The sequence below is a fragment of the Arcicella sp. genome (genome assembly GCF_964672035.1).
The window spans coordinates 90,699-116,130 of sequence record NZ_CBABQS010000003.1; the positions used below are offsets into that span (position 1 = coordinate 90,699).

The 25,432-nt window shown below is 35.5% G+C and carries 30 protein-coding genes and 4 tRNA genes; 23 read left to right on the forward strand and 11 right to left on the reverse strand.

Features of this window, described 5'->3' with window-relative positions; genetic code table 11:
- Positions 1 to 54: 54 nt before the first annotated feature.
- From AC1W31_RS01595 to AC1W31_RS01610, 4 genes are all read left to right on the forward strand, one after another.
- Positions 55 to 366 (forward strand): cytochrome C oxidase subunit IV family protein, encoded by a 312-nt coding sequence (locus AC1W31_RS01595; RefSeq protein WP_481732645.1) that lies wholly within the window; start codon positions 55 to 57, stop codon positions 364 to 366.
- 97 nt (positions 367 to 463) lie between these two features.
- Positions 464 to 1,192, forward strand: a complete 729-nt coding sequence (locus AC1W31_RS01600; protein WP_481732646.1) for an SCO family protein — start codon at positions 464 to 466, stop codon at positions 1,190 to 1,192.
- A 6-nt stretch (positions 1,193 to 1,198) separates the two neighbouring features.
- Positions 1,199 to 1,738 (forward strand): DUF420 domain-containing protein, encoded by a 540-nt coding sequence (locus AC1W31_RS01605; protein WP_481732647.1) that lies wholly within the window; start codon positions 1,199 to 1,201, stop codon positions 1,736 to 1,738.
- A gap of 71 nt (positions 1,739 to 1,809) precedes the next feature.
- The gene (locus tag AC1W31_RS01610; RefSeq protein ID WP_481732648.1) at positions 1,810 to 2,097 is read left to right on the forward strand and encodes a hypothetical protein; all 288 of its coding nucleotides are present in this window, start codon (positions 1,810 to 1,812) and stop codon (positions 2,095 to 2,097) included.
- Between the two features lie 9 nt (positions 2,098 to 2,106).
- Here AC1W31_RS01610 and murI read toward each other — a convergent pair whose 3' ends face one another.
- A complete protein-coding gene (gene murI, locus AC1W31_RS01615; RefSeq protein ID WP_481732649.1) occupies positions 2,107 to 2,910 on the reverse strand; it encodes a glutamate racemase in 804 nt (267 codons plus the stop codon).
- A gap of 213 nt (positions 2,911 to 3,123) precedes the next feature.
- On the opposite strand from murI, the gene AC1W31_RS01620 reads away from it, so the two are divergent.
- The 15 genes from AC1W31_RS01620 (at position 3,124) to rplL (ending at position 12,529) form a co-directional block, all read left to right on the forward strand.
- On the forward strand, positions 3,124 to 3,669 hold the full coding sequence (locus AC1W31_RS01620) for an RNA polymerase sigma factor (protein WP_481732650.1): 546 nt from the start codon (positions 3,124 to 3,126) through the stop codon (positions 3,667 to 3,669).
- 59 nt (positions 3,670 to 3,728) lie between these two features.
- On the forward strand, positions 3,729 to 4,490 hold the full coding sequence (locus AC1W31_RS01625) for a hypothetical protein (protein WP_481732651.1): 762 nt from the start codon (positions 3,729 to 3,731) through the stop codon (positions 4,488 to 4,490).
- 121 nt (positions 4,491 to 4,611) lie between these two features.
- Positions 4,612 to 5,805, forward strand: coding sequence for an outer membrane beta-barrel protein (locus AC1W31_RS01630; RefSeq protein WP_481732652.1), 1,194 nt, complete (start codon positions 4,612 to 4,614; stop codon positions 5,803 to 5,805).
- Positions 5,806 to 6,016: 211 nt separating this feature from the next.
- A tRNA-Tyr gene (locus AC1W31_RS01635) sits at positions 6,017 to 6,099 on the forward strand.
- 96 nt (positions 6,100 to 6,195) lie between these two features.
- Positions 6,196 to 6,271, forward strand: a tRNA-Gly gene (locus AC1W31_RS01640).
- Between the two features lie 99 nt (positions 6,272 to 6,370).
- Positions 6,371 to 6,442, forward strand: a tRNA-Thr gene (locus AC1W31_RS01645).
- Between the two features lie 131 nt (positions 6,443 to 6,573).
- Positions 6,574 to 7,761 (forward strand): elongation factor Tu, encoded by a 1,188-nt coding sequence (gene tuf, locus AC1W31_RS01650; protein ID WP_481732653.1) that lies wholly within the window; start codon positions 6,574 to 6,576, stop codon positions 7,759 to 7,761.
- 147 nt (positions 7,762 to 7,908) lie between these two features.
- A tRNA-Trp gene (locus tag AC1W31_RS01655) sits at positions 7,909 to 7,982 on the forward strand.
- 161 nt (positions 7,983 to 8,143) lie between these two features.
- A complete protein-coding gene (gene secE, locus AC1W31_RS01660) occupies positions 8,144 to 8,335 on the forward strand; it encodes a preprotein translocase subunit SecE (RefSeq protein WP_481732654.1) in 192 nt (63 codons plus the stop codon).
- Between the two features lie 46 nt (positions 8,336 to 8,381).
- Positions 8,382 to 8,933 carry a transcription termination/antitermination protein NusG gene (nusG, locus tag AC1W31_RS01665; RefSeq protein ID WP_481732655.1) on the forward strand — a complete coding sequence of 184 codons (552 nt, stop codon included), beginning with the start codon at positions 8,382 to 8,384 and terminating at the stop codon, positions 8,931 to 8,933.
- Positions 8,934 to 9,042: 109 nt separating this feature from the next.
- Positions 9,043 to 10,008: a porphobilinogen synthase gene (hemB, locus tag AC1W31_RS01670; RefSeq protein ID WP_481732656.1), complete on the forward strand. Its 966-nt coding sequence runs from the start codon at positions 9,043 to 9,045 to the stop codon at positions 10,006 to 10,008.
- Positions 10,009 to 10,248: 240 nt separating this feature from the next.
- The gene (gene rplK / locus AC1W31_RS01675; RefSeq protein ID WP_481732657.1) at positions 10,249 to 10,686 is read left to right on the forward strand and encodes a 50S ribosomal protein L11; all 438 of its coding nucleotides are present in this window, start codon (positions 10,249 to 10,251) and stop codon (positions 10,684 to 10,686) included.
- Positions 10,687 to 10,804: 118 nt separating this feature from the next.
- On the forward strand, positions 10,805 to 11,503 hold the full coding sequence (gene rplA, locus AC1W31_RS01680) for a 50S ribosomal protein L1 (protein ID WP_481732658.1): 699 nt from the start codon (positions 10,805 to 10,807) through the stop codon (positions 11,501 to 11,503).
- A gap of 2 nt (positions 11,504 to 11,505) precedes the next feature.
- Positions 11,506 to 12,039, forward strand: coding sequence for a 50S ribosomal protein L10 (rplJ, locus tag AC1W31_RS01685; protein WP_481732659.1), 534 nt, complete (start codon positions 11,506 to 11,508; stop codon positions 12,037 to 12,039).
- A 103-nt stretch (positions 12,040 to 12,142) separates the two neighbouring features.
- Entirely contained in the window at positions 12,143 to 12,529 is a 387-nt protein-coding gene (gene rplL, locus AC1W31_RS01690) for a 50S ribosomal protein L7/L12 (protein ID WP_481732660.1), read from the forward strand.
- A gap of 122 nt (positions 12,530 to 12,651) precedes the next feature.
- Here the strand turns inward: rplL and pdhA are convergent, their stop codons facing one another.
- Positions 12,652 to 13,659, reverse strand: a complete 1,008-nt coding sequence (gene pdhA / locus AC1W31_RS01695) for a pyruvate dehydrogenase (acetyl-transferring) E1 component subunit alpha (protein ID WP_481732661.1) — start codon at positions 13,657 to 13,659, stop codon at positions 12,652 to 12,654.
- Between the two features lie 281 nt (positions 13,660 to 13,940).
- Between pdhA and recF the strand changes: the two genes are divergently transcribed.
- Complete coding sequence (recF, locus tag AC1W31_RS01700; RefSeq protein WP_481732662.1) at positions 13,941 to 15,035, forward strand: DNA replication/repair protein RecF; 1,095 nt, start codon at positions 13,941 to 13,943, stop codon at positions 15,033 to 15,035.
- Positions 15,036 to 15,070: 35 nt separating this feature from the next.
- Here the strand turns inward: recF and AC1W31_RS01705 are convergent, their stop codons facing one another.
- From AC1W31_RS01705 to crcB, 3 genes are read right to left on the reverse strand one after another with little or no spacing between them, the layout of a single operon-like run.
- Positions 15,071 to 15,703 carry a NeuD/PglB/VioB family sugar acetyltransferase gene (locus AC1W31_RS01705; RefSeq protein ID WP_481732663.1) on the reverse strand — a complete coding sequence of 211 codons (633 nt, stop codon included), beginning with the start codon at positions 15,701 to 15,703 and terminating at the stop codon, positions 15,071 to 15,073.
- Between the two features lie 3 nt (positions 15,704 to 15,706).
- Positions 15,707 to 16,954 (reverse strand): M14 family zinc carboxypeptidase, encoded by a 1,248-nt coding sequence (locus tag AC1W31_RS01710; RefSeq protein WP_481732664.1) that lies wholly within the window; start codon positions 16,952 to 16,954, stop codon positions 15,707 to 15,709.
- 29 nt (positions 16,955 to 16,983) lie between these two features.
- Positions 16,984 to 17,355, reverse strand: a complete 372-nt coding sequence (crcB, locus tag AC1W31_RS01715) for a fluoride efflux transporter CrcB (protein ID WP_481732665.1) — start codon at positions 17,353 to 17,355, stop codon at positions 16,984 to 16,986.
- Between the two features lie 131 nt (positions 17,356 to 17,486).
- Here crcB and AC1W31_RS01720 point away from each other — a divergent pair, with 131 nt between their 5' ends.
- Complete coding sequence (locus AC1W31_RS01720; RefSeq protein ID WP_481732666.1) at positions 17,487 to 17,924, forward strand: sterol desaturase family protein; 438 nt, start codon at positions 17,487 to 17,489, stop codon at positions 17,922 to 17,924.
- Between the two features lie 83 nt (positions 17,925 to 18,007).
- On the opposite strand, the gene AC1W31_RS01725 is transcribed toward AC1W31_RS01720, so the two are convergent.
- The 5 genes from AC1W31_RS01725 to AC1W31_RS01745 all read right to left on the reverse strand — a co-directional run bounded on the left by AC1W31_RS01725 (position 18,008) and on the right by AC1W31_RS01745 (position 23,187).
- Positions 18,008 to 19,177 carry a hypothetical protein gene (locus AC1W31_RS01725; RefSeq protein WP_481732667.1) on the reverse strand — a complete coding sequence of 390 codons (1,170 nt, stop codon included), beginning with the start codon at positions 19,175 to 19,177 and terminating at the stop codon, positions 18,008 to 18,010.
- Between the two features lie 114 nt (positions 19,178 to 19,291).
- Positions 19,292 to 20,017: a 3'-5' exonuclease gene (locus AC1W31_RS01730; protein ID WP_481732668.1), complete on the reverse strand. Its 726-nt coding sequence runs from the start codon at positions 20,015 to 20,017 to the stop codon at positions 19,292 to 19,294.
- Positions 20,018 to 20,117: 100 nt separating this feature from the next.
- A complete protein-coding gene (locus AC1W31_RS01735) occupies positions 20,118 to 20,525 on the reverse strand; it encodes a hypothetical protein (RefSeq protein WP_481732669.1) in 408 nt (135 codons plus the stop codon).
- A gap of 2 nt (positions 20,526 to 20,527) precedes the next feature.
- On the reverse strand, positions 20,528 to 21,232 hold the full coding sequence (gene lipB / locus AC1W31_RS01740; RefSeq protein WP_481732670.1) for a lipoyl(octanoyl) transferase LipB: 705 nt from the start codon (positions 21,230 to 21,232) through the stop codon (positions 20,528 to 20,530).
- A 131-nt stretch (positions 21,233 to 21,363) separates the two neighbouring features.
- Positions 21,364 to 23,187: an FAD-dependent oxidoreductase gene (locus AC1W31_RS01745; RefSeq protein ID WP_481732671.1), complete on the reverse strand. Its 1,824-nt coding sequence runs from the start codon at positions 23,185 to 23,187 to the stop codon at positions 21,364 to 21,366.
- Positions 23,188 to 23,343: 156 nt separating this feature from the next.
- Between AC1W31_RS01745 and AC1W31_RS01750 the strand changes: the two genes are divergently transcribed.
- Together AC1W31_RS01750 and AC1W31_RS01755 are read left to right on the forward strand one after the other, a co-directional pair.
- Positions 23,344 to 23,574 (forward strand): hypothetical protein, encoded by a 231-nt coding sequence (locus AC1W31_RS01750; protein WP_481732672.1) that lies wholly within the window; start codon positions 23,344 to 23,346, stop codon positions 23,572 to 23,574.
- A gap of 418 nt (positions 23,575 to 23,992) precedes the next feature.
- A complete protein-coding gene (locus AC1W31_RS01755; protein WP_481732673.1) occupies positions 23,993 to 24,625 on the forward strand; it encodes a hypothetical protein in 633 nt (210 codons plus the stop codon).
- Positions 24,626 to 24,825: 200 nt separating this feature from the next.
- Here AC1W31_RS01755 and AC1W31_RS01760 read toward each other — a convergent pair whose 3' ends face one another.
- Positions 24,826 to 25,062 carry a hypothetical protein gene (locus tag AC1W31_RS01760; protein ID WP_481732674.1) on the reverse strand — a complete coding sequence of 79 codons (237 nt, stop codon included), beginning with the start codon at positions 25,060 to 25,062 and terminating at the stop codon, positions 24,826 to 24,828.
- Positions 25,063 to 25,432: the final 370 nt, after the last annotated feature.

Sequence of the window (25,432 nt, forward strand, 5' to 3'; positions counted from 1 at the left end):
TCCCTTTGGAAGATACTTTGAAAAGATTTTGTTAATCAAAAAATATTAAAAAAAATGGCTTCACATTCACAAGTAACCGAAGAAAAAGTAATTGCTCCAGCGCAAACAGCAGCTATTTGGAAAACGTTTTGGATTCTTCTAATTTTAACCGCAATCGAATTTGCCATTGCGTTTACAATGCCAAATAATCGTTGGAGAGTAGGCATTTTCTCAACTATGACCATTGTTAAAGCATTTTTTATCGTGGGAGAATTTATGCACTTAAAAAATGAAGTTAAAGTATTGATTTGGGCAGTTTTATTCCCTGTTATTACAATTGCTTGGTTGTTAGTAGCTTTACTTCTTGAAGGAGGAGCTCATAGATAGGTTAGAAATTGGGGATTAGGCGTTAGGCAATAGTGTAACTAACGTATTGATGTCCAAAGAATTAATTTAAAAAAAGTTGTTTTAAGCAACAAATATTATGTCTCAAAGAATGATAAAAGCTGGAATTCTAATCGCTGCATTAGTAGTTCCAGCTTTAATTTTTTTATACCTCAAAGGCTTTGGGGAAAATCATTATGAACTGCCTTATTTGATTCCTCGAATTGATTCGACGACTGGCAATGTAATGATGCGTAAAAATCCAAATCCAAAATGGAATCAGCCAAATATGGATACGGTTTTCCATACCATTCCGGCATGGACTTTAACCGATGAAAATGATAAAGTATTCAATGGAGAATCTTTGAAAGGAAAAATTTACGTGGCGGATTTCTTTTTCACACGATGTGGTTCAATTTGTCCAAAAATTTCGAGTCAATTGACCCGTTTACAGGATACTTTTAATACGTATGAAGAAGTGCAAATTGCCTCTTTTTCCGTTGATCCAACCCATGATACACCTGAACAACTAAAAGAATACTCAAAAAAATATGATGCAAAAGCGGGAAAATGGCATTTTTTGACGGGTACAAAATCAGTTATATATCCATTGGCAGTCAAAGGCTATTATATTCCAGTGGCCGATGCTTCGGATTATGATAAAGCAGTAAAAACCCCTGACGAAACATTTATCCATTCAGAAAAGTTAATTCTAATAGATAAAGAGGGACACATCAGAGGATTTTATGATGGAACTGACAAGAAAGATGTGGACAGATTAATATTAGAAATAAGAGTATTACTAAGAATTTACGACACAAAAAATTAACATAAAATGACTTCATTAGTATTAGAAAAAAACACAAAAAACGAACGATTAGTTAATATTTTATCCATTGCTATTCCAGTTGCGGTTGCCATTTTAATTGGAATTAGGACTAAAATAGACTTAGGTTCTTGGACAAAAGTATTACCACACGTAATTGGTTTGTTGAATACAACTACTTCAATTACATTAATTGCAGGTTTTATATTCATCAAGAACAAGAATATCAGTATGCACCGAAGAATGATGAGTCTTTCGTTTATACAAGGGTCATTATTTCTGTTATTGTATATTTTATATCACGTTTCTAATGCTTCAACATCTTACGGTGGTGAAGGGATTTTAAAACCCATTTATTATGTTCTTCTAATTTCTCATATTTCATTATCGATTGGAGTAGTTTGGTTTGTGCTTAGAGCCGTTTACTACGCTTTGAGTGGACAAATTGCTGAACATAAGAAGATTGTAAAATGGACGTTTCCATTGTGGCTATACGTATCGGTTACAGGCGTGATTGTATATTTAATGATTTCACCATATTATAATTAGTGATCAGCAAACAGCTTTGAGCAAAGAGATAATGAATCTCGTATAACTCACAGCCTATAACTCACAGCTTTATGAAAAAGATATTTGTTGCATCCATCATATTAATCATTTTAAGTACATCCATAAGCATGGCTCAATGTGCGATGTGCAGAATGACGGTTGAAAGCACGGTTTCAAACGGAAGAAGTCAGATTGCTTCAAATCTGAATGTTGCCATTTTATATTTATTGATGGCACCTTATGTTTTAACTGCAGTGATTGGATATTTGTGGTGGAGAAGTTCAAAAAAGAATATTTCTCCCATTACCTTGTTGAGACAACGGATTAGAAAAGCCTTTAACAAAGTCAACATGGGATAATTACATTGATTATTCCCACAGCGGATAATGTTCCAAATGAATTTGTTCGCCAAAGAAAATCTTGGTAGAAGTTTCAAATGAATTGGTATAATCCGAGACATAAAAATGCTTAATATGAGAATTCATCATATTAAGCATTTTATTTTTAGAGAGATATGTTTCTAATGCCTTTGCTACAATCTCTGAAGTATCCAGCACATTGACCTTTCCTTGATAATAATTCTCAATTTGTTTCTTGATTAATGGATAATGGGTACAACCCAAAATGAGGGCTTCGATATTGTCCAATTCTGCATGATGTAAATATTCTTCAATGATACTTTCTGAAATATTATTGTTAAAAAACCCTTCCTCAATCATCGGAGCGAGCAAAGGTGTGGCCAGCGATTTCAACGTAATTCCTTTCTCTAAATTATCAATTTTCTTTTTATAAATATTAGAATTAACGGTTTGTTTTGTACCAATCAATCCAATTGTTTTTTCTGTATAAGTTATAGATAAGTAATCAATTACGGGGTCAATCACATTGATCACTTTCGCTTTGCTTCCCACGTATTCACGTACCAATTCATAAGCCGCCGCAGAGGCAGAATTGCAAGCAATCAAAATAACTTTACATTTTTGTTGTAACAAAACATTACAAATTTTGATGGAATAAGCCTGAATTGCCGAAGAAGATTTGTCTCCGTAGGGTAAATGTGCAGTATCTCCGAAATAAGTGATATTTTCGTTGGGTAAAAGCGTTGTAACGGCATGGGCAATGGTCAATCCCCCGATGCCACTATCAAAAATTCCGATTGGATTTGAATTCATATATCTTTAATGATGAGTTATGAATGATGAATTATGAATATTTCCAAAATACAATTCATTATCAGTTTATTGGAAATTCATAATTTCAAGTTCACAGTTATTTATTTTGTACAAATTTGAAAATTCATACATTCTTATGCAACCTTTACTTCATCTATTTCATCTACAATTCAAAATCATTTAAACCTATCAAATTTTAACCAAAACTTTACCGTGAAACTATTAAATCTATTCCAAAGCGAAGAAGCCTTGGTGAAAGCCTGTCAAAAAGGTGATCCCAAAGCTCAACGACGTATTTACGAAAAATATTCCACCAAAATGCTTGGAATATGTTTCAGATACGTTCACGATGATTATGAAGCAGAGGGAATAATGATTGAAGGGTTTGTGAAAGTTTTCGAAAAAATTGATACTTTTAAATTAGAAGGTAGTTTTGAAGGTTGGATTCGTCGAATAATGGTCAATGAATCGTTGATGTATTTACGAAGTAACAAAAAATCACAATTTGAAACCAGTTACGATCAAATTCTTTACGAACCAGAACCCGAACAATTTAGAACCGATTTAGAAACCCAAGATTTACTCAAATTGATAGAAAAATTACCGTTAGGTTACAGAACAGTTTTTAATCTCTACGCCATTGAAGGCTACTCGCACGCAGAGATCGCCAAAAAATTAGGCATTACCGAGAGTACTTCCAAATCACAACTTTCACGAGCAAGAGTAATTTTGCAAAATGCTGTGATGGAAATGGCGTAATTAGTTAGTGGTTATTAACAAAAAACTTGGAGATTTACCGCCATATTGGCACATTCAAAATGAAAAAATTAGAAAACATAGATAAAATATTCTCAGAAGGTTTGCAAAATTACGAGCGTCAGCCACGTCCGCAAGCATGGGAAAAATTAGAAGCAAGATTACAAAAGTCAGAAAGAAAAGTATTACCAATTTGGTGGAAATATGCCTCGGCTGCTTCGGTGGCTTTGCTTTTGGGTGCTGGAGGCTATTGGTTTGCATTTCAGAAAAATAGTCGAAATGACGTAGTAGCGGTTACAAAAAAGGCTGTAATTATTGAGAAACAACATTTACCTATTTTGGAAAAGACAATTCCGCAAATGGTAAAAGTTGAAGAAAATAATCAACCCAAGACAAATTTAACATTAAACCATAAAAGTGAAAAAGTGACAAAAAATCAATTTGCTCAATTGCTAAATCAACAAATTATTAAAGTTGAAAATATAGAACAAATTACGAAGCTACCCACCATTGAGTCCAAGAATATCGAAGAACAAAATACAATTGTGTTAGTTCTCGAAAATACAAAACCCAAAGTTGAAGAAGAAACCATTGTGTTGAATATGGTAGAAACAAAACCAGAAGTAGTAGCCCAAACAGATTTAAATGATAATAGTACTAAAAAAGAAACCCGTTTGAGCAAAATTTGGCAGCAATTAAAACGGGCTAAAAATGGAGAAAATGTCAATTGGAGTGAAGTAGGGATTAAACCGCAAAAAATGTTAGCCCGTGCTGATGCTAAAATTGAAAATGTTTTGACAAAAGGAGAGAATAATGAAAAGTAGATGCAACTATTATAAAACAACCTGCATCTTGAATTTATGAAGGGTTATTCAAACCTCAATCACTGTAACAATCACTAAATTTCCCAATCAGAAACTCTAAACATTTAAAAAACATACAGTCATGAAAATAAAAACCACCATGAAAACGCTAAAAGGAATTAGCTATTCAATTATCGCCACAATTGCATTTATCTGCTCATTCAACGCACAAATTGTGGCAAACGGAAGAGAAGTAGACTCAACCGTAATTAGTATCGACAAACGAAATCAAACGCTTTTGAATCAGAAAAACAATAAATCTTTAAGAGAAAATCTTCAAGAATTATTCACAAAAAGCGGCATGACCTTAGACGATGACACGTGGAGAGGTATCCGTAGAATTGTCAATAGTGATTTGATTAAAGATACATTATTGGTAATCACCCAAGACAATAAAAGCATCAAAGTTGTTATTAATACAGATTCAAAAAACGGTGGCAATGAATCCATAAATACCGATAATAAAAGCGAAAGAACAGGAAGCAAAGACAAACAAGTAAAAGTTGGTTTAGGTGGCGTTGTTGTAAAAGATGGTAACGATGAAGTCAGAGTGGGTTGGAACGGTGTTTATGTCAATGAAAATGGTAAAGAAACCAGTATAACATTAAGAGATACCGTAAAAAATAGAGCTAATAAAGACCGAAGCTTCAATAGTCGTTCTGGATTTAATATTTATTTGGGCTTAAATTCGTTTACCAATCCTGGAAGTATTTCTGTAGCTGATACTAAAAATTACGAATTAAGTCCCTTTGGTTCAAGATATTTCGGCTTTGGTTGGACACGCAGCGGAACGATAAGCAAAGGCACAAAAGCAGCTTTTAAAATCAGTTACGGCTTAGAATTTTCATGGTATAATTTTATGCTAGAAAATAGTGTAATTTTTATAAAAGGAAATGACAACGTAGAATTTAAAGATTTTAAAAATAGCACGGGCGACCAAATAGCATTATCACGTAACAAATTGACAATTGCCAATATCAATATTCCCGTAATGCCTTATATAGCCTTCAAAAAAGGTAGTACCGTTACCTACATAGCAGCAGGCGGATACGTGGGATACAGAGTTGATAGTTACACAAAAATCAAAGAATCGGATAGTGGACACAAAGAATGGAATCATAGCAGTTTCTTCCTAAATAATGTTCGTTATGGCTTAGCATTTGAATTAGGTTTAAAAAACTTTCCCGATTTATTCGTGAATTATGACATGAATAATCTATTTCAGGATGGAAGAGGACCAAAAGTTGGTGGATTAAGTTTCGGAATACGATTATAAGAAAAAAATCATTTTGAATGGAATAAAAGAACAAAGTGTTTATTTTTAGACCTTTAGCCTTTTATTCCATTCATTTTTTTATTCCTTAAAGCATATCAAAAATATTTTTTGCATTTTTTTTTGGTACAGACTTTGACATAATAAAAAATACAATTACCTTTGCACACTCTTTCACCAGAACACTAAACGAGAGTGTTGTGATTGAAAAACTGGGGGTGTTCCAGAGTGGCTAAATGGGACAGACTGTAACTCTGTTAGAGTATTCTTTCGGTGGTTCGAATCCATCCGCCCCCACAGTTTCAGTACACAATTAAGAATGTTTAAATAATAATAATTAATCAATTATAGTTTAAATGTAATTAGTTGATACCTGATACTATCGATTAAAAAGCGGGAGTAGCTCATTTGGTAGAGCGATAGCCTTCCAAGCTATAGGTGGCGAGTTCGAGCCTCGTCTCCCGCTCCAATCAGGAACTATGACACATGGTTAGTTGTTAATTGGTTAGTAGTTATTAGTTTAGCTAAGAACTGTTAATAATTAACCATTCATAGTTTTAAGGCATTTGCCTTTGTAGCTCAGTGGTAGAGCACTTCCTTGGTAAGGAAGAGGTCGGCAGTCCGATTCTGCTCAAAGGCTCTGAGTATTTGAAGATGTGTAGATTAGAAAATTGGGCAATTAGTTTTCTAATCATTCTATTTTCAAATCTTCAAATTGAAAGTAACATTTTTTCATTCTTTTATATAAAATCAAATTAAGAACTAAATATCATGGCAAAGGAAAATTACGACCGTAGTAAACCTCACGTAAACATTGGTACAATCGGTCATGTTGACCACGGTAAAACTACATTAACAGCGGCAATTACAAAAGTATTGTCAGATAAAGGTCTTGCTGAGAAAAAAGACTTCTCTTCAATTGACTCAGCCCCAGAAGAAAAAGAGCGTGGTATCACTATCAACACAGCTCACGTAGAATATTCAACATTGAATCGTCACTATGCGCACGTTGACTGTCCTGGTCACGCTGATTACGTGAAGAACATGGTAACAGGTGCTGCCCAAATGGATGGTGCCATTATCGTGGTTGCTGCAACAGACGGACCAATGCCACAAACTCGTGAACATATCCTTTTGGCTCGTCAGGTTGGTGTGCCTCAATTGGTTGTTTTCATGAATAAAGTCGATTTAGTTGACGATCCAGAATTGTTGGAATTAGTAGAAATGGAAATCCGTGAATTGTTATCTTTCTATAACTTTGACGGTGACAATATTCCAGTAATTCAAGGTTCTGCTTTGGGTGGCTTGAATGGAGATCCAAAATGGGTAGGTAAAATTGACGAGTTAATGGATGCAGTTGATAACTGGATTCCAATTCCTCCACGTGCTACTGACAAACCATTCTTGATGCCAGTTGAAGATGTATTCTCGATTACAGGTCGTGGTACTGTTGCAACAGGTCGTATTGAAACAGGTATTATTAACTCAGGAGAAACAGTTGACATCTTAGGTATGGGTGCAGAAGGCTTAAAATCAGTAGTAACTGGTGTTGAGATGTTCCGTAAAATCCTTGACCGTGGAGAAGCTGGTGATAACGTAGGTTTATTGTTACGTGGTATTGACAAAGAATCTATCCGTCGTGGTATGGTTATTTGTAAGCCAGGTTCAGTAAAACCACATACAAAATTTAAGGCTGAGGTTTACATATTGTCTAAAGAAGAAGGTGGTCGTCATACTCCATTCTTCAACAAATATCGTCCACAATTCTATTTCCGTACAACAGACGTAACAGGAGAAATCATGTTACCAGCGGGAGTTGAAATGTGTATGCCTGGTGATAACTTAACAATTGATGTAACTTTGTTGAACAAAGTTGCGATGGACAAAGGACTTCGTTTCGCTATCCGTGAGGGTGGTCGTACAGTAGGTGCTGGTCAGGTAACTGAAATTGTTGAGTAAAATTGCCTCAAGTATAAAAAAAGCGTCTCTCTAAAAGAGACGCTTTTTTCATGGGTTTATCATCGTATTTAAAATTTTTACTTTTATATTTTCACGAAGTATTTTGAAAATATAAAGATAAACCTCTATCTTTGCAATCCATTAAATACGGGAATAGTTCAACGGTAGAATGCGGGTCTCCAACACCCTTGATCAGGGTTCGAATCCTTGTTCCCGTGCCAATATTAAGTTCCAAATTTTGGGTTTCAGATTTTAAGATTTTTGCAAGAAATTGTAAACTGGCTTGAAATTTGAATTCTAAAATTCTGGAACTTAAAAGTTTAATAACAGTTATAAGTTTTGAACCATTTAAAACTTATAACTAATAGCTAAAACAACAACCATGAACAAAATTAAAAATCTTTTTGGTGATTCTTGGACTGAAGTTACACAGAACGTAACATGGCCTAAATTTTCTGAGCTACAAGCATCATCTACGCTTGTTTTAGTAGCATCATTGATATTCGCAATGGTCGTAGGTTTGATTGACTTTTTGTTCAAATCAGGCTTAGAATTATTCTATCAATCATTCTAATATAAGATTGATTTAAAATCCGCATCCCCTATTCCGCAATAATATTATGGCAGAAACAAGCTGGTACGTTTTGAGAGCAGTCTCGGGACAAGAAAAGAAAATAAGAACTTATTTGGAAAATGAAATTGCCAGACAAGGACTTGAAGATTATATTCCTCAGATTGTGATTCCTACTGAGAAGATTTTTGAAATGCGTAATGGGAAAAAGACCATTCGTGAAAAAACACTTTTCTCGGGTTATATCTTTGTTGAAGCCGATATTAAATACGGTGAAGTTGCCCACTTAATAACGTCAATGCCTGGTGTAATTGGCTTTTTGAGTTGGAATGATGGTAAAACATCTAAAACACCAATTCCGCTTCGTCAAGGTGAAATTACTCGTATTTTAGGAAAAATGGATGAAGCAGCAACTGTTGAGGAAGCATCTTCAACAAGTTTCTCAAAAGGCGAAACCATTCAAGTGATTGATGGACCTTTCTCTGGATTTGAAGGAACAGTTGAAGAAATCTTTGACGATAAAAAGAAATTGAATGTAATGGTTAAAATCTTTGGTAGAAATACACCAGTAGAGTTAAACTATTCGCAGGTAGAGAAATAAAAATCAATTGTATATTTAGTAGATAAAAAATGAGTACATTCAAACGAGTGGACTCATTTTTTTGTTTTATCAATAGGTACATTTGTACTTTGAATTAAAAATTAAATTAATGTTAAGAAGACCCCGCAGAAACCGCCAGTCGGCAGCCATCCGTGCGATGGTGGAAGAGACAACCCTCTCAGTCAATGATTTTATTTATCCAATGTTTGTCATGGAAGGAAATAACTTGACATCGGAAGTAAAATCTATGCCTAATATTTTTAGATATTCGTTAGATAAATTATTGGGAGAAATCACGGTAGTAGAAGACTTGGGAATTCGCTCAATTGCTCTTTTTCCACTATTATCAGAAGATAAAAAAGACAGATTTGCCTCTGAAAGCCACCGTCAGGGTAGTTTATATTTAGAGTCAATAAATCAAATTAAAAATAAATTTCCCAATATTGCCTTAATGACTGACGTAGCGATGGACCCTTATTCATCCGATGGACACGATGGTTACGTTGATGAAAAGGGAAATATCTTGAACGATGAAACCTTACAAATTTTAGGAAATATGGCACTTGCCCAAGCACGTGCAGGAGCAGATATCATTGGGCCATCGGACATGATGGATGGCCGTATTGGATATTTACGAGAAATACTTGACGATGAAGGTTTTATAAATACCAGTATTATGGCCTACACGGCAAAATACGCCTCGGCATTTTACGGCCCTTTTCGTGATGCGTTGGATTCTGCCCCAAAGTTTGGCGACAAAAAAACCTACCAAATGAATCCTGCCAATACTCGTGAGGCATTAATTGAAGCGGAGTTGGATTATGCTGAAGGGGCTGACTTTTTAATGGTTAAACCTGCTTTGGCCTACTTGGATATCATAAAAGCGTTAAAAGATAATTTCGACATTCCAATTGCTGCTTATAATGTTTCGGGTGAATATGCGATGGTAAAAGCAGCAGCCCAAAATGGTTGGTTGGACGGAACCAGAACAATGGTTGAGAGTTTGACATCCATCAAAAGAGCGGGAGCGAAAGTAATTTTGACTTATTTTGCAAAGGAGTACGCAAGTTTGTAGGTATTTATAAAATTTTTTCTTTAACGCTTTGTATATTAAGAACAAAGCCGTAATTTTGCAGTCCGTTTCATGGAGCAGGTTCTGTTAAATAGTGTAAAAACTACCAAAGTCCTGTAAATCAGATTGTTTCGTTACAGAATAATCTCTTCACGTTACTCCGAGAAATCTCAGATAAGGAGCTTCCAGCCTTATTGGCAGAGAAATCTCAAATCAATTCAAAGATTTTAAACATTTACCGTAATGGCAAAAGAAATAGCAGGCTACGTAAAGTTGCAATGCAAAGGTGGTGCCGCAAACCCTTCGCCTCCAATTGGACCAGCGTTAGGTTCGAAAGGTTTGAATATCATGGAGTTCTGCAAGCAGTTTAATGCAAGAACACAAGATAAACCAGGCGTTATCCTTCCAGTTTTGATTACATATTTTAAAGATAAATCTTTTGAATTTGTAGTAAAAACACCTCCTGCACCAATCTTATTATTGGAAGCAGCCAAAGTGAAATTAGGCTCAGCACAACCAAATTTGAAAAAAGTTGGGGCTGTAACTTGGGAACAAGTTCGCACAATTGCTGAAACTAAAATGCCTGATTTAAACTGTTTTACTATTGAATCAGCAATGAGCATGGTAGCAGGAACAGCCCGCTCAATGGGCTTGAACGTAACAGGAGAAAAACCGTTTTAATTTGAAAATTTGAAAATTATTACCTTTGAAAGTTAAGGTTTAAACAAACCATCAATTATCAAATTATTAGATTTTCAATTATCAAACTATCACATTTTCAAATTTTCAAATTAGAGAAATGGCTAAGTTAACAAAAAAGCAAAAAGAAGCTCAATTAAAATATGATGCAACCCAAGCGTATTCACTTACGAAGGCAGCAGAGATTTTGAAAGAGATTTCATATACGAAATTCGATTCTTCAGTAGATATCGATGTTCGTTTGGGGGTTGATCCTCGTAAAGCCGACCAAATGGTTCGTGGCGTAGTTGCTTTGCCTCATGGAACAGGAAAAAATGTACGAGTTCTCGTACTTTGTACTCCTGATAAAGTTGAGGAAGCAAAAGCGGCAGGAGCTGACCACGTTGGTTTGGATGACTACATCCAACAGATCGAAAAAGGTTGGACAGATATTGATGTAATTATCACTATGCCGACTGTAATGGCGAAATTAGGTCGTTTGGGACGTGTTTTAGGACCAAGAGGTTTAATGCCAAATCCAAAGTCAGGTACTGTTACCTTGAACGTTGGACAAGCTGTTACGGAGGTGAAGGCTGGTAAAATCGACTTTAAAGTTGATAAAACAGGTATCATTCATGCCTCAATCGGTAAGGTTTCATTCACACCTGAGAAATTAGCTGAAAATGCTCAGGAATTAATCAACACTTTGTTGAAGTTGAAGCCATCATCAGCCAAAGGAACTTATGTAAAGTCAGTAAATCTGTCTTCTACAATGTCTCCAGGAGTTAAAATTGACCAAGGAACAGTTAAAGGATTGTAATCATGACAAAAGAAGAAAAAGGTGTAATCATCAAAGAGTTAAGCGAAAAGTTTGCGGTAACTCCATACTTCTATATCACTGATACAGGTGGTTTAACAGTTGCAGAAGTAAACAATTTTAGAAGAATGTGTTTCCAGAGAGGTTTTGAATATCGTGTTGTTAAAAATACGCTTATTGCAAAAGCATTGGAAACTACAGGTGTTGACTATTCAGCATTCAATGATACAGTATTTAAAGGATTATCAGGAATTATTTTCTCTCCAGATAACGCAAAAACTCCTGCGAAACTTATCAAAGATTTCAAGAAAGAAGCTGGAAAAACAAAAATTACGTTCAAAGGTGCTTCAATCGAAGGAAGTTTATTTATTGGTGAAGACCAATTAGGAGCTTTAGAGAATGTGAAGTCGAAACAAGAAATGATTGGAGAAATCATTGGATTGTTACAATCACCAGCGAAAAATGTTATTTCAGCTCTTCAAAGTGGTGGACAGAAGTTGTCTGGTATTTTGAAAACTCTTTCAGAGAAAGAAGCATAAGACAATTAACAATTGACAATTAACAATTTCGTTGTATTCCATCAATTGTTTAGAATTAAAAATTAATTAATCAAATTCGTAAAACAAATAAAATCTTAATACAATGGCAGATTTAAAAGCATTCGCTGAACAATTAGTAAATTTAACAGTAAAAGAAGTTAATGAGTTAGCAGCAATTTTGAAAGATGAGTATGGCATTGAGCCTGCTGCTGCTGCGGCTGTAATGGTAGCTGGCGGTGGTGCTGGTGCAGGTGATGCTGCTGAAGCTCCTGCTGAGCAAACTGCATTTGACGTAATCTTGAAAGCTGCTGGTCCAAGTAAATTGGCAGTAGTTAAATTGGTGAAAGACTTAACTGGTCTTGGCTTAAAAGAAGCTAAAGATTTAGTTGATAGCGCTCCAAAAGCTGTTAAAGAAGGAATCTCTAAAGACGAAGCTGAAGGTTTGAAAAAATCTTTAGAAGAAGCTGGTGCTGAAGTTGAAGTTAAGTAATTAGCTGAAACAAATTCTAAAAAAAGAGCCATGACGTAAGTTATGGCTCTTTTTTGTAGCTCTAAACAAGAAAAGCCTTCTAAAACGAATTTTAGAAGGCTTTTCTAATATATCAATTACGATTATTCCACTGGGAAAGTATAATCATCTACATACACATCCGTATAAATTTCTTTTGGGTCTGGATAAGCTGATTCTTCCGCAAATTTAACCGACTCTTCAACTCTTGCTTTGATTTGAACATCAATGGCTAATAAATCTTCTTCAGTGGCAATTTCGTTATCCAAAATAGCTTTCTTTACTTGCTCGATTGGGTCACGCATTTTGTAAGATTCAACTTCATCTTTTGTACGATATTTTTGAGGGTCAGACATTGAATGTCCTCTGTATCTATACGTTTTAAATTCTAAGAAAGTTGGTCCTTCGCCTGCTCTCGCACGGGTTGCTGCCCGTGAAACTGACTCATGAACTGCCTCAACTGACATCGCATCAACTGATTCAGATGGCATGTCATACGATTCTCCAATTGTATAAAGATCCGTTACGTTAGAAGTACGAGCTACCGACGTTCCCATGGCGTATCCGTTGTTTTCTACCACAAAAATACAAGGTAATTTCCAAATCATTGCCATATTGAAGGCTTCGTGTAATGCTCCTTGACGAACAGCACCATCCCCAAAATAACAAATAGCTAAATTACCCGTTTTGTTATATTTTTCGGCAAATGCTAAACCTGCACCCATTGGAATTTGCGCTCCTACGATACCATGCCCACCCACAAAACCAACTGATTTATCAAAGATGTGCATTGAACCGCCTTTACCTTTTGAAATACCCGTTGCTTTTCCAAATAATTCAGCCATGACCGCATTTGGGTCAGAACCTAATGCCAAAGGAATTCCGTGGTCACGGTAAGCAGTGATGTACTTATCACCATCTTTCAAAGCAGATTTTGCTCCTGATGAACAGGCTTCTTGCCCGATATACAAGTGACAAAAACCTTTGATTTTTTGTTGTCCGTACAATTGACCAGCACGTTCTTCAAATTTGCGTTGAAGAACCATTGACTCGTACCAGTACATATAGGTTTCTTTCGAATATTTTACTTTGTTTTCAGCTTTCTTTGCCATCTTAAACAATTGTGATTGAGTGAATTTTAACGGGGTGCGTAATCTTAGCGAGTATTATTTACTTACTAATCTTAAAATCTAATCTTAAATAGACATCTGCGGTTTGTTATCACCACAAATCCACTGTTATTTTGCAATACGAAATTACGACAAAACGAATAATGGACAAAACATTTTTAGGTATCAGTTACAAGGTATTAGGTATTATCTATCAAGAATAAACACAATTCATCTGTCACTTAACCTCATACCGGTTAACTATTCCATAAAACACCCAAAATATGCACTTACAAAAAATCAGTTTAGCTTATTTTAAGAGTTATGAATACGAATCTTTTGAGTTTTCGGAACGGGTAAACTGTATTGTGGGTGAAAATGGCTCGGGCAAAACTAATTTATTGGACGCCATTTATTTTTTGGCCTTAACGAAGAGTTCAATTTCTAATCAAGATGCTTTAAGTATTAATCATGAGGCAGAATATATGATGATTGAAGGAGATTTTGAAATAAGTGGCGAGTTACACAAATCACAACTTATAACTGTATCCCTCCAACGTGGACAAAAAAAGGCTGTTTTACGGGATAAAAAGGCCTACGAACGCATTTCGGAACATATTGGGCGATTCCCAGTAGTGATGTTGTCACCCAATGATACGGATATTATTCGTGATGGAAGCGAAGAAAGGCGGAAATTCTTTGATGGTGTAATGGCTCAATTGGATTCAGAATATTTGGAAAATCTCTTGCAATATAATCGGCTTTTATTGCAACGAAATTCCCTTTTGAAACAGTTTTCTGAAAGAAATTATACCGATGACTTATTATTGGACATTTATTCTGATCCTTTGGTGGAAGTTTCATTGAAACTCTATCAATCTCGTAATCAATTTGTTACAGAATTTTTACCCATTTTCAAGAAACATTATAACACACTTTCGGATGCTCGAGAGGCAGTTGAAATGATTTATGAATCAGAAGTTGGGGCCGAGATTTTTACGCAAATTTTCAGAAAAAATCGTCAGCGAGATTTGGCAGCTCAACGTACCACTATGGGCAGTCATAAAGATGATTTTATTTTTGAAATAAATGGGTTTACGCTCCGCAAATTTGGTTCGCAAGGGCAACAAAAATCGTTTGTGATTGCCTTGAAATTAGCTCAGTTTGAAATGCTGACTAAAGTAAAGGGCTTTCCTCCTCTCCTACTATTAGATGATATTTTTGATAAACTTGACGACCGTCGCATTCAACAACTCATCACGATGATGGTCGATGGCACTTTTTCGCAGGTTTTTATTACGGATGCACGCCCGGAACGAACACGACAATTGTTGGGCGATTTGGGTGTTGAGGTTAAGTATTTTGAGATTGGGAAATAGTGGTTCAAGCGTGGATACTTGAACCAGACCATACTCTACACCTTCTTAGCAGGATTTCCAAAAACAGTCTCTTTTGCTTTCACCGCTTCAATCACCACAGACCCCGCTCCTATTCTTGCGCCTTTGCCGATTTTTATACCGCCAATAATGGTTACACCTGAGCCGATAAAAACGTTATCTTCAATCGAAACTCCCGCTCCAATGGTGCTTCCCGCTCCAATTTGGACATAATCACCAATTTCTGCATCGTAATCTACTAAGACTTTACTATGCAAAATGTTATTGTTTCCAACTTTCGCTCGGGCGTTGATGATAGCACCTGCGGCTACTAAATTGCCGTGTCCGATTTCGGAAGTTGAGGCAATAATTGCTTGTTCATGAATAGCATTCACTACTTGCACCTTACGAACATCCAGAATCATATCAACGATATTTTTACGCACTTTTTGGTCGTCGATAGCCACGAAGGCTTCGCATTTTTTGCCGATTAATTTGGTAAAACCTTCGTCGTCGGTGCTTCCTAAAACTACTACGTCGTCAATTTCTGTATTGTGTAATTCTTTATTATCATCTAAGAATGCGTAAACGACTACGTTATTTCTTTTGAAAATGTCGAGGGCAACAGCTCCTAAGCCGTTTGCACCAAAAATTATTACTGGATTTTGCATATTTTATTCTATAACTCCATTTTTAATTGTATAAACAATTTTCCCTTCTTTATTAACTAATTGAAACTCAGCTTTTGAGCCTAAGCCAATTTCTTTTTCTGAAATAATTTCCATGTCCGTTGCGTCTATTTCGTCCGTTCCAAAAAAGACTGACATATCGCCTATTTCTTCTATAATAGAACTATTAGTGAAATAATCTTTTCCCGTAACGGGTCTTTCATTTCGATTAATGGCAATGTCGGCTTTGAAAGTGGTTTCGCCTTTTTTAATCGTTACATTTCTGATAATTAAATCATAAATTGCTTTACTATTCAGCGGTAATTCTTGGTATTCTTTGATGCTCTGTTTCTTGTATTTTTTTGACGCAATCATCTGTAAACCCGTGAGGATGGACACAAAATTAAGTTTACGAATGTATTGTTTTTCAGGGTCGTTTTTATAGCCACCCGATTCTATTAAAATCAAAGTTGTACCCCATTTTTGGATATTATCACCAAAAGCTCTTGGCTCAAAATCTGACATCCACCTTCCTACGGCATTCGGAATGTATGTTTGCACAGCTTGATTCATGCCCACAATTACTTGCATCGCTCGCTTGCGTATAGGATTGATATCTTCGGATTGATTGTAAGCCGTTGCCAAGAACGACATCGTGGCTAAATTACCCGACTGACCCGCTGAATATCGTCGGTTTTTATCATGAAGATTGAAACCAAAATCGGGTTTTACCTCAAAAATTAGTTGCTTTAATAACTGCCCCTCGGGGGTTTGAAGTGCCAAAGCATCACGGTTCATGTCAATTCCTAAAGTCGTGTAGCGAGTCCATGCTTCTGCCCCGTCAGGATTTAACATTGGGACGAAATAAAAGGTGCATTTTTTCAGTAATTCTTCTCTAAGATTATCTAAAATCGGGTTAATTTCTCGTTTTACGCTGTCTTTTTTATTTTCTAAAAAATTAAAAATATCTGCCAATGCCATTGTAGCGGTGGGTTCATCACCGTGCATTTGCGACCATAGCATGACTTTAGTTTTGCCCGTTCCGCATTTAATTAAATAAATGTCTCGTCCTTCAGAGGACTTTGTGGCTACGGATACTTCAAACATCGAATTTTTCTTCAATTCCTTAATTCTATTCACCAGCGTTTGATACCCAAAACGACGTTTAGTGATGGTTTTTTCTTTGAAAATATTGTGAGAATAATGAAGAATTTTTCCTAAATCTTGAGCGTTAGTATTTGATAATAGAGTCATTGTAAAAAGGAGTATAAAATATATTGGCTTCATATTTTTGCTAAAGTTATTCCTGCAAAAGTTGCTAAGATACATAAGATTACGTTCAATAAAATATTGGTCAAAGCTTCAAAAATTCTATTGTTTTGAATCAATTGTAACGTATCGTTCGAGAAAGTGGAAAATGTACTGAATCCACCACAAAAACCAATGGCAATCAAGGCTTTGATGTTGGGATTGGTCAATGATTTTACCTCGACCATTCCTACAAAAATCCCCAAAACAATACTTGCCAAAACATTCACGCCCAAGGTGCCAAAAGGGAATGTTTTATCAATATTTTCTTGAATAAATTTACCGATTGAAAAGCGAGTAAGACTCCCAAGTCCCCCGCCAATGAAGATGAGTAATAATTGGTTCATAATGCAAAGGTAATGAAATGATTGTTTTGTGAGATTTTTAAGGTTTTTTGATGAAACAAATTCTCGAAACGTTTGGTTAAAAGGATAAATAATTACGAAATTTGATAGATAAATATATAAAATATTAAATCATGTTAATAAAAATCTTGTTGGCAGTTGGTACATTTTTTTTCATGGAGGGAGTGGCATGGTTTACGCACAAATACATCATGCACGGTGTTATGTGGACTTGGCACAAGTCGCATCACGTGCATCACAACGAACCTTTGGAGAAAAATGACCTTTTTGCAATAGTTTTTGCAGGCGTTTCCATCACTACTTTTGCCTTGGGGACTTACTTTGAAGGCTTATGGTTTTTGTTTTGGATTGGTTTGGGTGTTGCTTTTTATGGTATATTTTATTTTGTCTTTCACGATGTAATTGTTCATCGCAGAATTAAAATAAAATTTATTGCAAAACATCCGTATATGAAACGAATTATGAAAGCTCATTACGTGCATCACAAGGTGCATACTCGTGAAGGAGCTGAGGCATTTGGATTTTTGTATGCCCCTAAGAAATATGAATAATTGCACAGTTGGCAGTTAGCAAAATTCCGATTCAGAATTATAAGTTCGGAATCGGAATTTTTAGTTTACTGCTAATTGCCTACTTATTTCTGTTCTGTCAATAATAAAAACATCTCCGAAGCGTGCCATGCGTGAGTTGCACAAACCCTGCCTTGTACATATCCTTTGTCAACCACATTCATGGGCGAGTAATTGGCAGATTTACTTTCGGATTCCCAAGAAAGCGGATAATCTACCAAAGAAACAATGGCTCTTTTTTGGTTAAAAGTATGGTCTTCTGCCCATGTTAGATAAGGAGAATTGACATTTATGGATTCATCAAATTGATCTCCTCCAATATTCTCAATTTTATAGTCTACCCAAAAAACGGGCGAATAATTATCGTAAATTAGTGGAATTTTGTAGCTATCAGATATTCCCAGAGCCTTTAATCCAAATTTCACCCATTTTGTTTGATATACTGGATGATAACTACCTTCCGTTTTTCCTTCTATATAATCACTATTTTTATAGCCTTCCGCTTCTTCCAAAACTTTATCAATCAGAGGGTGTTTATTGTTTGAAACTGCCGAAATCATGTAAAGTACTTGCCCCAAATTATCGATCTCTGCGTATCCTTCCAGACTTCTATCGTAAGGCTCTTTTAAATTTGTTACCCAATTCGAGATTAGACTTAAATTATTGGTTTGTTTCATCACCATCGTCATCATAGCAGCCGAGCGATAGTTGGATTTTTGATACACTAAAAAGTTGGCCAAAGGCAATCCTTCATCAACGTTTATCAAAATTTCGTGATGCAATACTCTCAAAATAGCAGCGTATTTTTTGCCTTCAAAAGTGGGCAAATTCAGTTTGCTTTCTGCCATGATTACCTGCATATTATTCTCATAAATATACACGCCTTGCGTATCTTCTTGAATGTCCACGGCTTTGCCATTTTCAAGTTCGAGGTGTACTAAATATTCAGAAGGAACAATGATGGCAGTTTCTACTTTCCAACGTCTCAACGCTTTTCCTGTTTTGGCATTATAAAGCACGCCATCTTTATAAATCATTTTGAGGCGGTCGCCCATACCAAAAAAGAAGAAACTGACAGCGGGTAAATTTCTACCGATTAAATGGTCTTTTCTGAGAATTGCTAAGTTATCTCTGTAAGTTTGAAGTGCATTTTCGGCTTTAACTTGCGTAAATGTTTGGGCATTTCCAGTAAAATAAATAGCCGTTAAAATTAGGGTTAGGCAAAATTGTTTCATGTGGTTCGTGATCCAAAGATTGTGGTTAAATATTACAAATGTAATATTCGATATTTTGTTAGACAGATTTTGGAAGGAAAGAAAAAAATGAAAGGCGAATTTAAGTGTTTATACTTATATTCTTTCAATATTCAGCTCTTTTACCAATGGCAGATTTTGGAATTTTAGAAATAATTGAGCTAAAACAATAATGTCTTCACGACAGTATTGCGCTATTTTGGGCAAAGAATTATCGACGTAATAAGTATGATTTACTTGGTTGCCACTGAGTTCAAGTTTACTACTTGGAATATTAAAAAGGGCGGCTAATAATTCCAGCGAAGTGTAGTGTTTTTTATCGCCAAATTTCCACATATCAAGTGTATCAAAGTGTGGAATTTCCCAGGGTTTACGCCCAGAAATTTGGAGTGCTTTGGGAATTTCGATATTATTTATCAACATTCTACGACAAAGATATGGATAATCGAACTCTTTCCCGTTGTGCGCACACAAAGATAAAGCGGTTGGTTTATATTTTTTTTCAATTAAACCTTTAAATTCTCTCAACAAATCGTCTTCACTATCGTTGCTAATTGATTTTACCTTCAAACAAATTTCATCCTCATCATTCCAGTGGAAAAAACCCACGCCAATGGTTATAATTTTTCCATATTCAGCATAAATTCCGGCACGGTCGAAGTAAAATTCTTCATCATTTAACTTGTTTGGATTGCTCAAAAAACTGGCTTTATGAAGCCATAGAGCCTTCATTCGGTCGGAAAGATGATTAAAATCTCGTTCTGCCGAAACCGTTTCGATATCTATAAATAATAAATTTTTGGCGAGTTTTTTAAAATCCATGTATTTGATATTTAAGTATGAATTATGAGGTTGTAACAATCGAAATTATAATATTTAAGTTTAACCTCATAACTTATATTTCATAATTCATCCCTAAATCTCATTCATGTAAAACTCCTTCCAGATTTAAGTTTTCGATGAAGATTAAATTTTCTTCTCGGATACTATCTGGCACGAAGATAAATTTTTTGTCAAATATCTGATTTCCAATATAATAGCTCACCCAATATTCATTATTCAAATGAAAAACTTCGGGAGCTATCATCTCAATTTTAATAATTTCTCCCGCCACACAATGCTTATAAAAATGACGTAATTCGGAGGTTTTGATGTGTTTTCCTTCCTTGTCAAATCCGTAACCACGAGAGGTTACCAAAACCGTATCAATATTGGTCTTCGAGCGATTGATTAAATAAACGTCCCATTCGGCTTCATTGTCTTCGTTGATGTTTCGGGCAATCGTAATTTTTATGCCTTCAACTAAAGGAAATTCTATATCTTTTTTCATAATTAACTTTGAGCAATAAATTGTGAGTTATGTGGTTTTAAAGCATCTATCTCAAAAATATCTTTTAAATGGTTCAACATTTTATCCGAAACCTCCTGAAAATTGATTGTTTGCCCCAATTCTTTTTCCATGGAAGTAACCGCTTTATCGTCAATTCCGCAAGGAACAATGTGATTGAAATAACTCAAATCAGTATTAACATTCAAGGCAAAACCGTGCATCGTTACCCAGCGACTTGCTTTTACGCCCATCGCACAAATTTTTCTTGGGTTTTTGAGTTCAATATGGTCAATCCAAACGCCCGTGAGGCCTTGAATACGACCTGCCACAATGCCAAAATCTGCACAAGTTCTTATCACGGCTTCTTCTAAAAAGCGCATATATCGGTGAATATCGGTAAAAAAATTCTCTAAATCAAGAATTGGATAACCCACTAATTGCCCTTTTCCGTGATAAGTGATATCTCCTCCCCGATTGATTTTATAGTATTTTGCTTCGTAGTTTTCCAAGCCTTTTTCATCCAATAAAAGATGTTCTGGTTTACCACTTTTTCCTAAAGTATATACATGAGAATGTTCACAAAAAAGAATATAATTAGGCGTATCTAACTGATTATCAGGTAACAAATTTCTATTTTCAAGTTTAATTGCTACGATTTTGGCGTGGAGTTCTTCTTGATAATCCCAAGCGGTTTGGTAATCTATCAATCCTAAATTTTGGAATATTGTGGTTTTATTTTGATGCACTTTTTTCTACGAATTGGAAAATTTGTGTTACATTTATTTATACAAAATTAATCATTTTATTGACGACGGACAAAGCTATTTTTACAACATAATTACCTAAAATTTCCCTTAAAATCCACCTCTCTTTTATGAAATGGGTCAATAATTTTATCAATCAAATCCGCCAAAATTGCACGAGTTATTGGTTGATTTCTATTAGGATAATTTTTCATGATTGATTGCAAATAATCAGCGGGTACGGGTTGTATTTTAGTAAGAATTTCAAAAGCATCATCAGCTACTAATTTCTCTGATATTACTTGTTCATTCGCTTGCATTTTGAGGTTTGGGTAAATGATTTTTAACGCATTTATTACTTCTCCATTAGTCATGACCGAATCGGGATAAAACCACGTCTGATTAGCCCATTTATAGTTTTTCCCTTCTCCTTTCAAAATTCCCGTTGTCCCAATTCTTTGAATGGCTTCAAAGTTTGGATGCGTTGGTGGTACATCTAAAAATGGCAATAAATATGCCTTCGATTTCAAAAGATTATCTTGTACTTTTCTAATAGAAACCTGTTTGGGCGAAATTCTCTCCTGCACACATAAGGCAGCGAGCGTACCAGCCGCCTGTCCAATGCCCATTACCACCGATTGCAAGCGACTTGCGCCGTTTACGATATTTGAAACCGAGATAGACTTTTCGGCAACTATCAGATTATCAACATCTTCTGGAATTAAACTGCCTAAAGGAATACTGAATGAAGGCACAGGAACGTAATACAAATCAGGAGCATTTGGGTTTTTGCCATGATGTTGGTCGATGGGATAATCGCCAACCGCAATGCCTGTTCTGTATAGTGGTTCGGCTTGGTCGTAAGGTTTTTCCAAATGATTCATATTGGGTCGAGCCAAGCCGTGAATTCTCCTACTTTCACGATAATAAGGCATCAAAGGAAGTTTATCATCCGTTTGAAATTCATCCGATAAGCCAAGCGTTTCCCAACCCAATTCTGTTTGCATAAAATAGATAAACCCTAAAGTATGTTCCTTTGCTTTTTTGATTACTTCTTGCCGTTGGGCATCATTCATTTCAATCATATTGGCGTAGAAATCATTACCGTTGATGGGCCAATTTATCATGAATTTACCCTGCTGAATTTGTCCATAAGTTTTCATTTTATCACAATCCCAAAGGCGGAGCATTTTTTTATCAGGACAAAGTTTTTCACAGGCACAAATGAAATCTTCTTTTTTGTAATTCAATGGTTTACTGATTGTTACCTCTTTATTACATTCTTTTAAGATGGCGACATACGTCAAATCCTGGACGATATTATAGGCTTTTTCAGGAGCAACTTTTTCGTTGTAAGTTTCTTTTGATTCCATGCCCACGTCGTACTTTACGCCTACTTTTGCGGCCACATCGCCCAATTCGGTTCCGTCAATTAAGATGGTTGTATTGATAACAATATTATCGCTAAAATCCACCGTCCAACCTGTATTTTTTTTCTTGATATTTTGAAATTTTACCGAAGAAATTACGCTCAGATTTTTCTCTTTTGCACACATTTCTCGTAAGATTTTTTGGGCAACGGCAGGTTCAAACATCACTTGGCTGACCCAACCCGTGGCTAATGCCGGTTCACTGCCGTAATATTTAACTAATTCATTCCGAAATTCTGCCCAAAGCCCAGAAAGCAATTGATGATTTCCGTCGATGGCACTCACACCCGCCGAGGTCATCATGCCGCCAAGCCACGGTGTTTCTTCCACGATAATTGTCTTCACTCCCATGCGAGCAGCCTGGATTCCCGCCATCGTTCCGCTGGTCCCTCCACCGATAATGAGTACGTCGGTATTGAACCTACTTTTATCAGCATAGGCATTTTTAAATGATAAAATGAGAAAAAATACACTCAAAAGTATTTTCATGGCATAAATATTGTTTAGATGTTCATATATTTTAACATTTTTTCGTCAAATTCGCAAAATAAGGAAAATTGATATGCTTAATTTTTATAAGAATATCAGCAATCCCATAACCCTAAAATGCTCTGTTATTTTAATAGCTCCTCAATTTATTAGCTTATGTTAAAACACACATTTGCCCTTATTTTAATTGCTAATTTACTAATCACTACAAAAAATTTCGCACAAGACTTCAAGGGAAAGGCGGCTTCCTATCCAATTGAAGCTTATGGAGATACGACAACTTCGGGTGATATACTAAACGCAAAAACATTCACGTCTTCGCACGAATACTTTCCCATTGGGACGGTGGTTGAGATTGTAAATCTAAAAAATAAAAAGGTAATTTAGGTAATTATTAATGATAACGAAGTCTCGGATGAAGACTTGGTACTTGAATTTACTGATGCCGTTGCTCATGCCTTGGGTATGGGTGGACAGAAAACGATTGATATTAGAATATCGGTGGTGAATTAGGGCAAAAATCAAGGAAATATTGCCATTAATGCTAAAAAAGAACCCGATTTCAAAGTCAATTTCCGAAAGTACGACTACGTAAAACCAAGCGAACAAAAGAAGAATTGAGTAAACGGTTAATATATTGATTATCAATTAATTACAAACTAAATTTACCAATTTTTATTACCAAAGAAAGTCCATCGAATCACCTTCTATGGACTTTCTTCGTCATTATAGATGAATTTTTATCCGTAATATGTTACTTTTGGATATCAATACTATTTTTTTGACTTCATTAAATTTTGCAAATATGAATTTTATAAAAATAATTTTCACCCTCAGTTTTTTGGCTTTTTTAAGTTTGAATGAATCGCTTGCCCAAGAAGAATACACGCAAGAAGCAAGTGTTTATACGATTGGTCGCTACGGGAAAAAAATGGTAAATGGTGATTATTTAAGTAGTCGTCACCGCACTTGTTCGCATGAATTTTTGCCGATAGGTTCGTTGATAGAAGTTAGAAACATGGTTAATAATCGTTCGGAAATAGTTGAAGTGAATGGAAAAAGCCAAACGACACCGCTCGAATTGACGCATAGTGTAGCGCATGATTTAGGTTTGACGGGCGTTAATAGAGCGAATGTGAAAATTTTGGTAATAAGAAGAGCTGAGGAAAATAATACAGCTAACCATGTAGCAGAACAACGCCCAAATAGCAAAAGAATTACTTATGGAAGTCAAACAGCGGTGGAGACAATTCCTATTTTTTCTAATCCTGAAATTGAGAAAGTAGAAAAGAAGAGAAAATATGAATTCTCAATGTATTTTCCACAGCACGAACCCATCAAATTTGATACCACCACGAAGAAGGTTTTGATTAATGGCAAGCCCGTCGTTCCAGAGAAAGAGAAACCTGTTTTTAAGGAGAAAATTATCATGAATTAAGGAATAGATTTTAGCAAAAAAGCTCTTCAAAATTGACTTGAAGGTTTTTTTTGCTAAATAGCGGATTGGAAATTCTTTTTATTCATACTTCGAGATTGTCCTTCGTAACATTTCGAAGAGCTGAAATATACGTTGATTTACTGTCTAATTTCTTTTGAGAATCAGTTTTGATTCTCTCGCCCTTACCAGTAACATAGGTTTTATATTCTGAGTAATTCCATACTAATAAAGGCAATACAAACGCTTAGTTTCAAACTTAGGTTGATACCATCAATATGGTTTTCTTTACAGGCTTTCAGATAAACTTTTTCTCGTCTAATTTCTTCATTTCCCTCATTACTGCCAAAAAGAAAAAACAAAAGACCTGTTTTTGTCCAAATGATTTGTGTTTCAACGTTTCCACCTACAATATAATCTTCACAGTCTAAACGGAACAAATCTGTTTGGTTAATATTATTCTGAGATTGTCCTTTGGTAGGATAAGAAATTAATGTACAGCAAAATACAAAAAATGAAGAAAATGAAATAGAAGTTGTTTAAACTTTCTTTTTTATTGATTTTACGTAACAAAACGACTGAGAATGCCATAAAATGCAGTGACATCCAATCTCTGACTGAGAATTCAAATCTCAAATCAGTGCTTTAAAACCATTAATGACTGGCTGTCCGCCCAGCATTTGCGTGTTCAATGACAGTTCTACCTTTGCATAATAATTCATCGAAAATTGATGTCCCAATTCGGGCTGATTCAGATGCGTTATTTTCTGAATTACGAGAATTCGATTTAACATTTGGAATAATATTTTC

What these genes read in the sequence shown, in the direction of transcription:
- AC1W31_RS01595 (WP_481732645.1), top strand. Translation starts at nt 55, where the DNA reads ATGGCTTCACATTCACAAGTAACCGAAGAAAAAGTAATTGCTCCAGCG.
- AC1W31_RS01600 (WP_481732646.1), top strand. Translation starts at nt 464, where the DNA reads ATGTCTCAAAGAATGATAAAAGCTGGAATTCTAATCGCTGCATTAGTA.
- AC1W31_RS01605 (WP_481732647.1), top strand. Translation starts at nt 1,199, where the DNA reads ATGACTTCATTAGTATTAGAAAAAAACACAAAAAACGAACGATTAGTT.
- AC1W31_RS01610 (WP_481732648.1), top strand. Translation starts at nt 1,810, where the DNA reads ATGAAAAAGATATTTGTTGCATCCATCATATTAATCATTTTAAGTACA.
- murI (WP_481732649.1), bottom strand. Translation starts at nt 2,910, where the DNA reads ATGAATTCAAATCCAATCGGAATTTTTGATAGTGGCATCGGGGGATTG.
- AC1W31_RS01625 (WP_481732651.1), top strand. Translation starts at nt 3,729, where the DNA reads ATGAAAAAATTAGAAAACATAGATAAAATATTCTCAGAAGGTTTGCAA.
- AC1W31_RS01630 (WP_481732652.1), top strand. Translation starts at nt 4,612, where the DNA reads ATGAAAATAAAAACCACCATGAAAACGCTAAAAGGAATTAGCTATTCA.
- tuf (WP_481732653.1), top strand. Translation starts at nt 6,574, where the DNA reads ATGGCAAAGGAAAATTACGACCGTAGTAAACCTCACGTAAACATTGGT.
- secE (WP_481732654.1), top strand. Translation starts at nt 8,144, where the DNA reads ATGAACAAAATTAAAAATCTTTTTGGTGATTCTTGGACTGAAGTTACA.
- nusG (WP_481732655.1), top strand. Translation starts at nt 8,382, where the DNA reads ATGGCAGAAACAAGCTGGTACGTTTTGAGAGCAGTCTCGGGACAAGAA.
- hemB (WP_481732656.1), top strand. Translation starts at nt 9,043, where the DNA reads ATGTTAAGAAGACCCCGCAGAAACCGCCAGTCGGCAGCCATCCGTGCG.
- rplK (WP_481732657.1), top strand. Translation starts at nt 10,249, where the DNA reads ATGGCAAAAGAAATAGCAGGCTACGTAAAGTTGCAATGCAAAGGTGGT.
- rplA (WP_481732658.1), top strand. Translation starts at nt 10,805, where the DNA reads ATGGCTAAGTTAACAAAAAAGCAAAAAGAAGCTCAATTAAAATATGAT.
- rplJ (WP_481732659.1), top strand. Translation starts at nt 11,506, where the DNA reads ATGACAAAAGAAGAAAAAGGTGTAATCATCAAAGAGTTAAGCGAAAAG.
- rplL (WP_481732660.1), top strand. Translation starts at nt 12,143, where the DNA reads ATGGCAGATTTAAAAGCATTCGCTGAACAATTAGTAAATTTAACAGTA.
- pdhA (WP_481732661.1), bottom strand. Translation starts at nt 13,659, where the DNA reads ATGGCAAAGAAAGCTGAAAACAAAGTAAAATATTCGAAAGAAACCTAT.
- recF (WP_481732662.1), top strand. Translation starts at nt 13,941, where the DNA reads ATGCACTTACAAAAAATCAGTTTAGCTTATTTTAAGAGTTATGAATAC.
- AC1W31_RS01705 (WP_481732663.1), bottom strand. Translation starts at nt 15,703, where the DNA reads ATGCAAAATCCAGTAATAATTTTTGGTGCAAACGGCTTAGGAGCTGTT.
- AC1W31_RS01710 (WP_481732664.1), bottom strand. Translation starts at nt 16,954, where the DNA reads ATGACTCTATTATCAAATACTAACGCTCAAGATTTAGGAAAAATTCTT.
- crcB (WP_481732665.1), bottom strand. Translation starts at nt 17,355, where the DNA reads ATGAACCAATTATTACTCATCTTCATTGGCGGGGGACTTGGGAGTCTT.
- AC1W31_RS01720 (WP_481732666.1), top strand. Translation starts at nt 17,487, where the DNA reads ATGTTAATAAAAATCTTGTTGGCAGTTGGTACATTTTTTTTCATGGAG.
- AC1W31_RS01725 (WP_481732667.1), bottom strand. Translation starts at nt 19,177, where the DNA reads ATGAAACAATTTTGCCTAACCCTAATTTTAACGGCTATTTATTTTACT.
- AC1W31_RS01730 (WP_481732668.1), bottom strand. Translation starts at nt 20,017, where the DNA reads ATGGATTTTAAAAAACTCGCCAAAAATTTATTATTTATAGATATCGAA.
- AC1W31_RS01735 (WP_481732669.1), bottom strand. Translation starts at nt 20,525, where the DNA reads ATGAAAAAAGATATAGAATTTCCTTTAGTTGAAGGCATAAAAATTACG.
- AC1W31_RS01745 (WP_481732671.1), bottom strand. Translation starts at nt 23,187, where the DNA reads ATGAAAATACTTTTGAGTGTATTTTTTCTCATTTTATCATTTAAAAAT.
- AC1W31_RS01750 (WP_481732672.1), top strand. Translation starts at nt 23,344, where the DNA reads ATGTTAAAACACACATTTGCCCTTATTTTAATTGCTAATTTACTAATC.
- AC1W31_RS01755 (WP_481732673.1), top strand. Translation starts at nt 23,993, where the DNA reads ATGAATTTTATAAAAATAATTTTCACCCTCAGTTTTTTGGCTTTTTTA.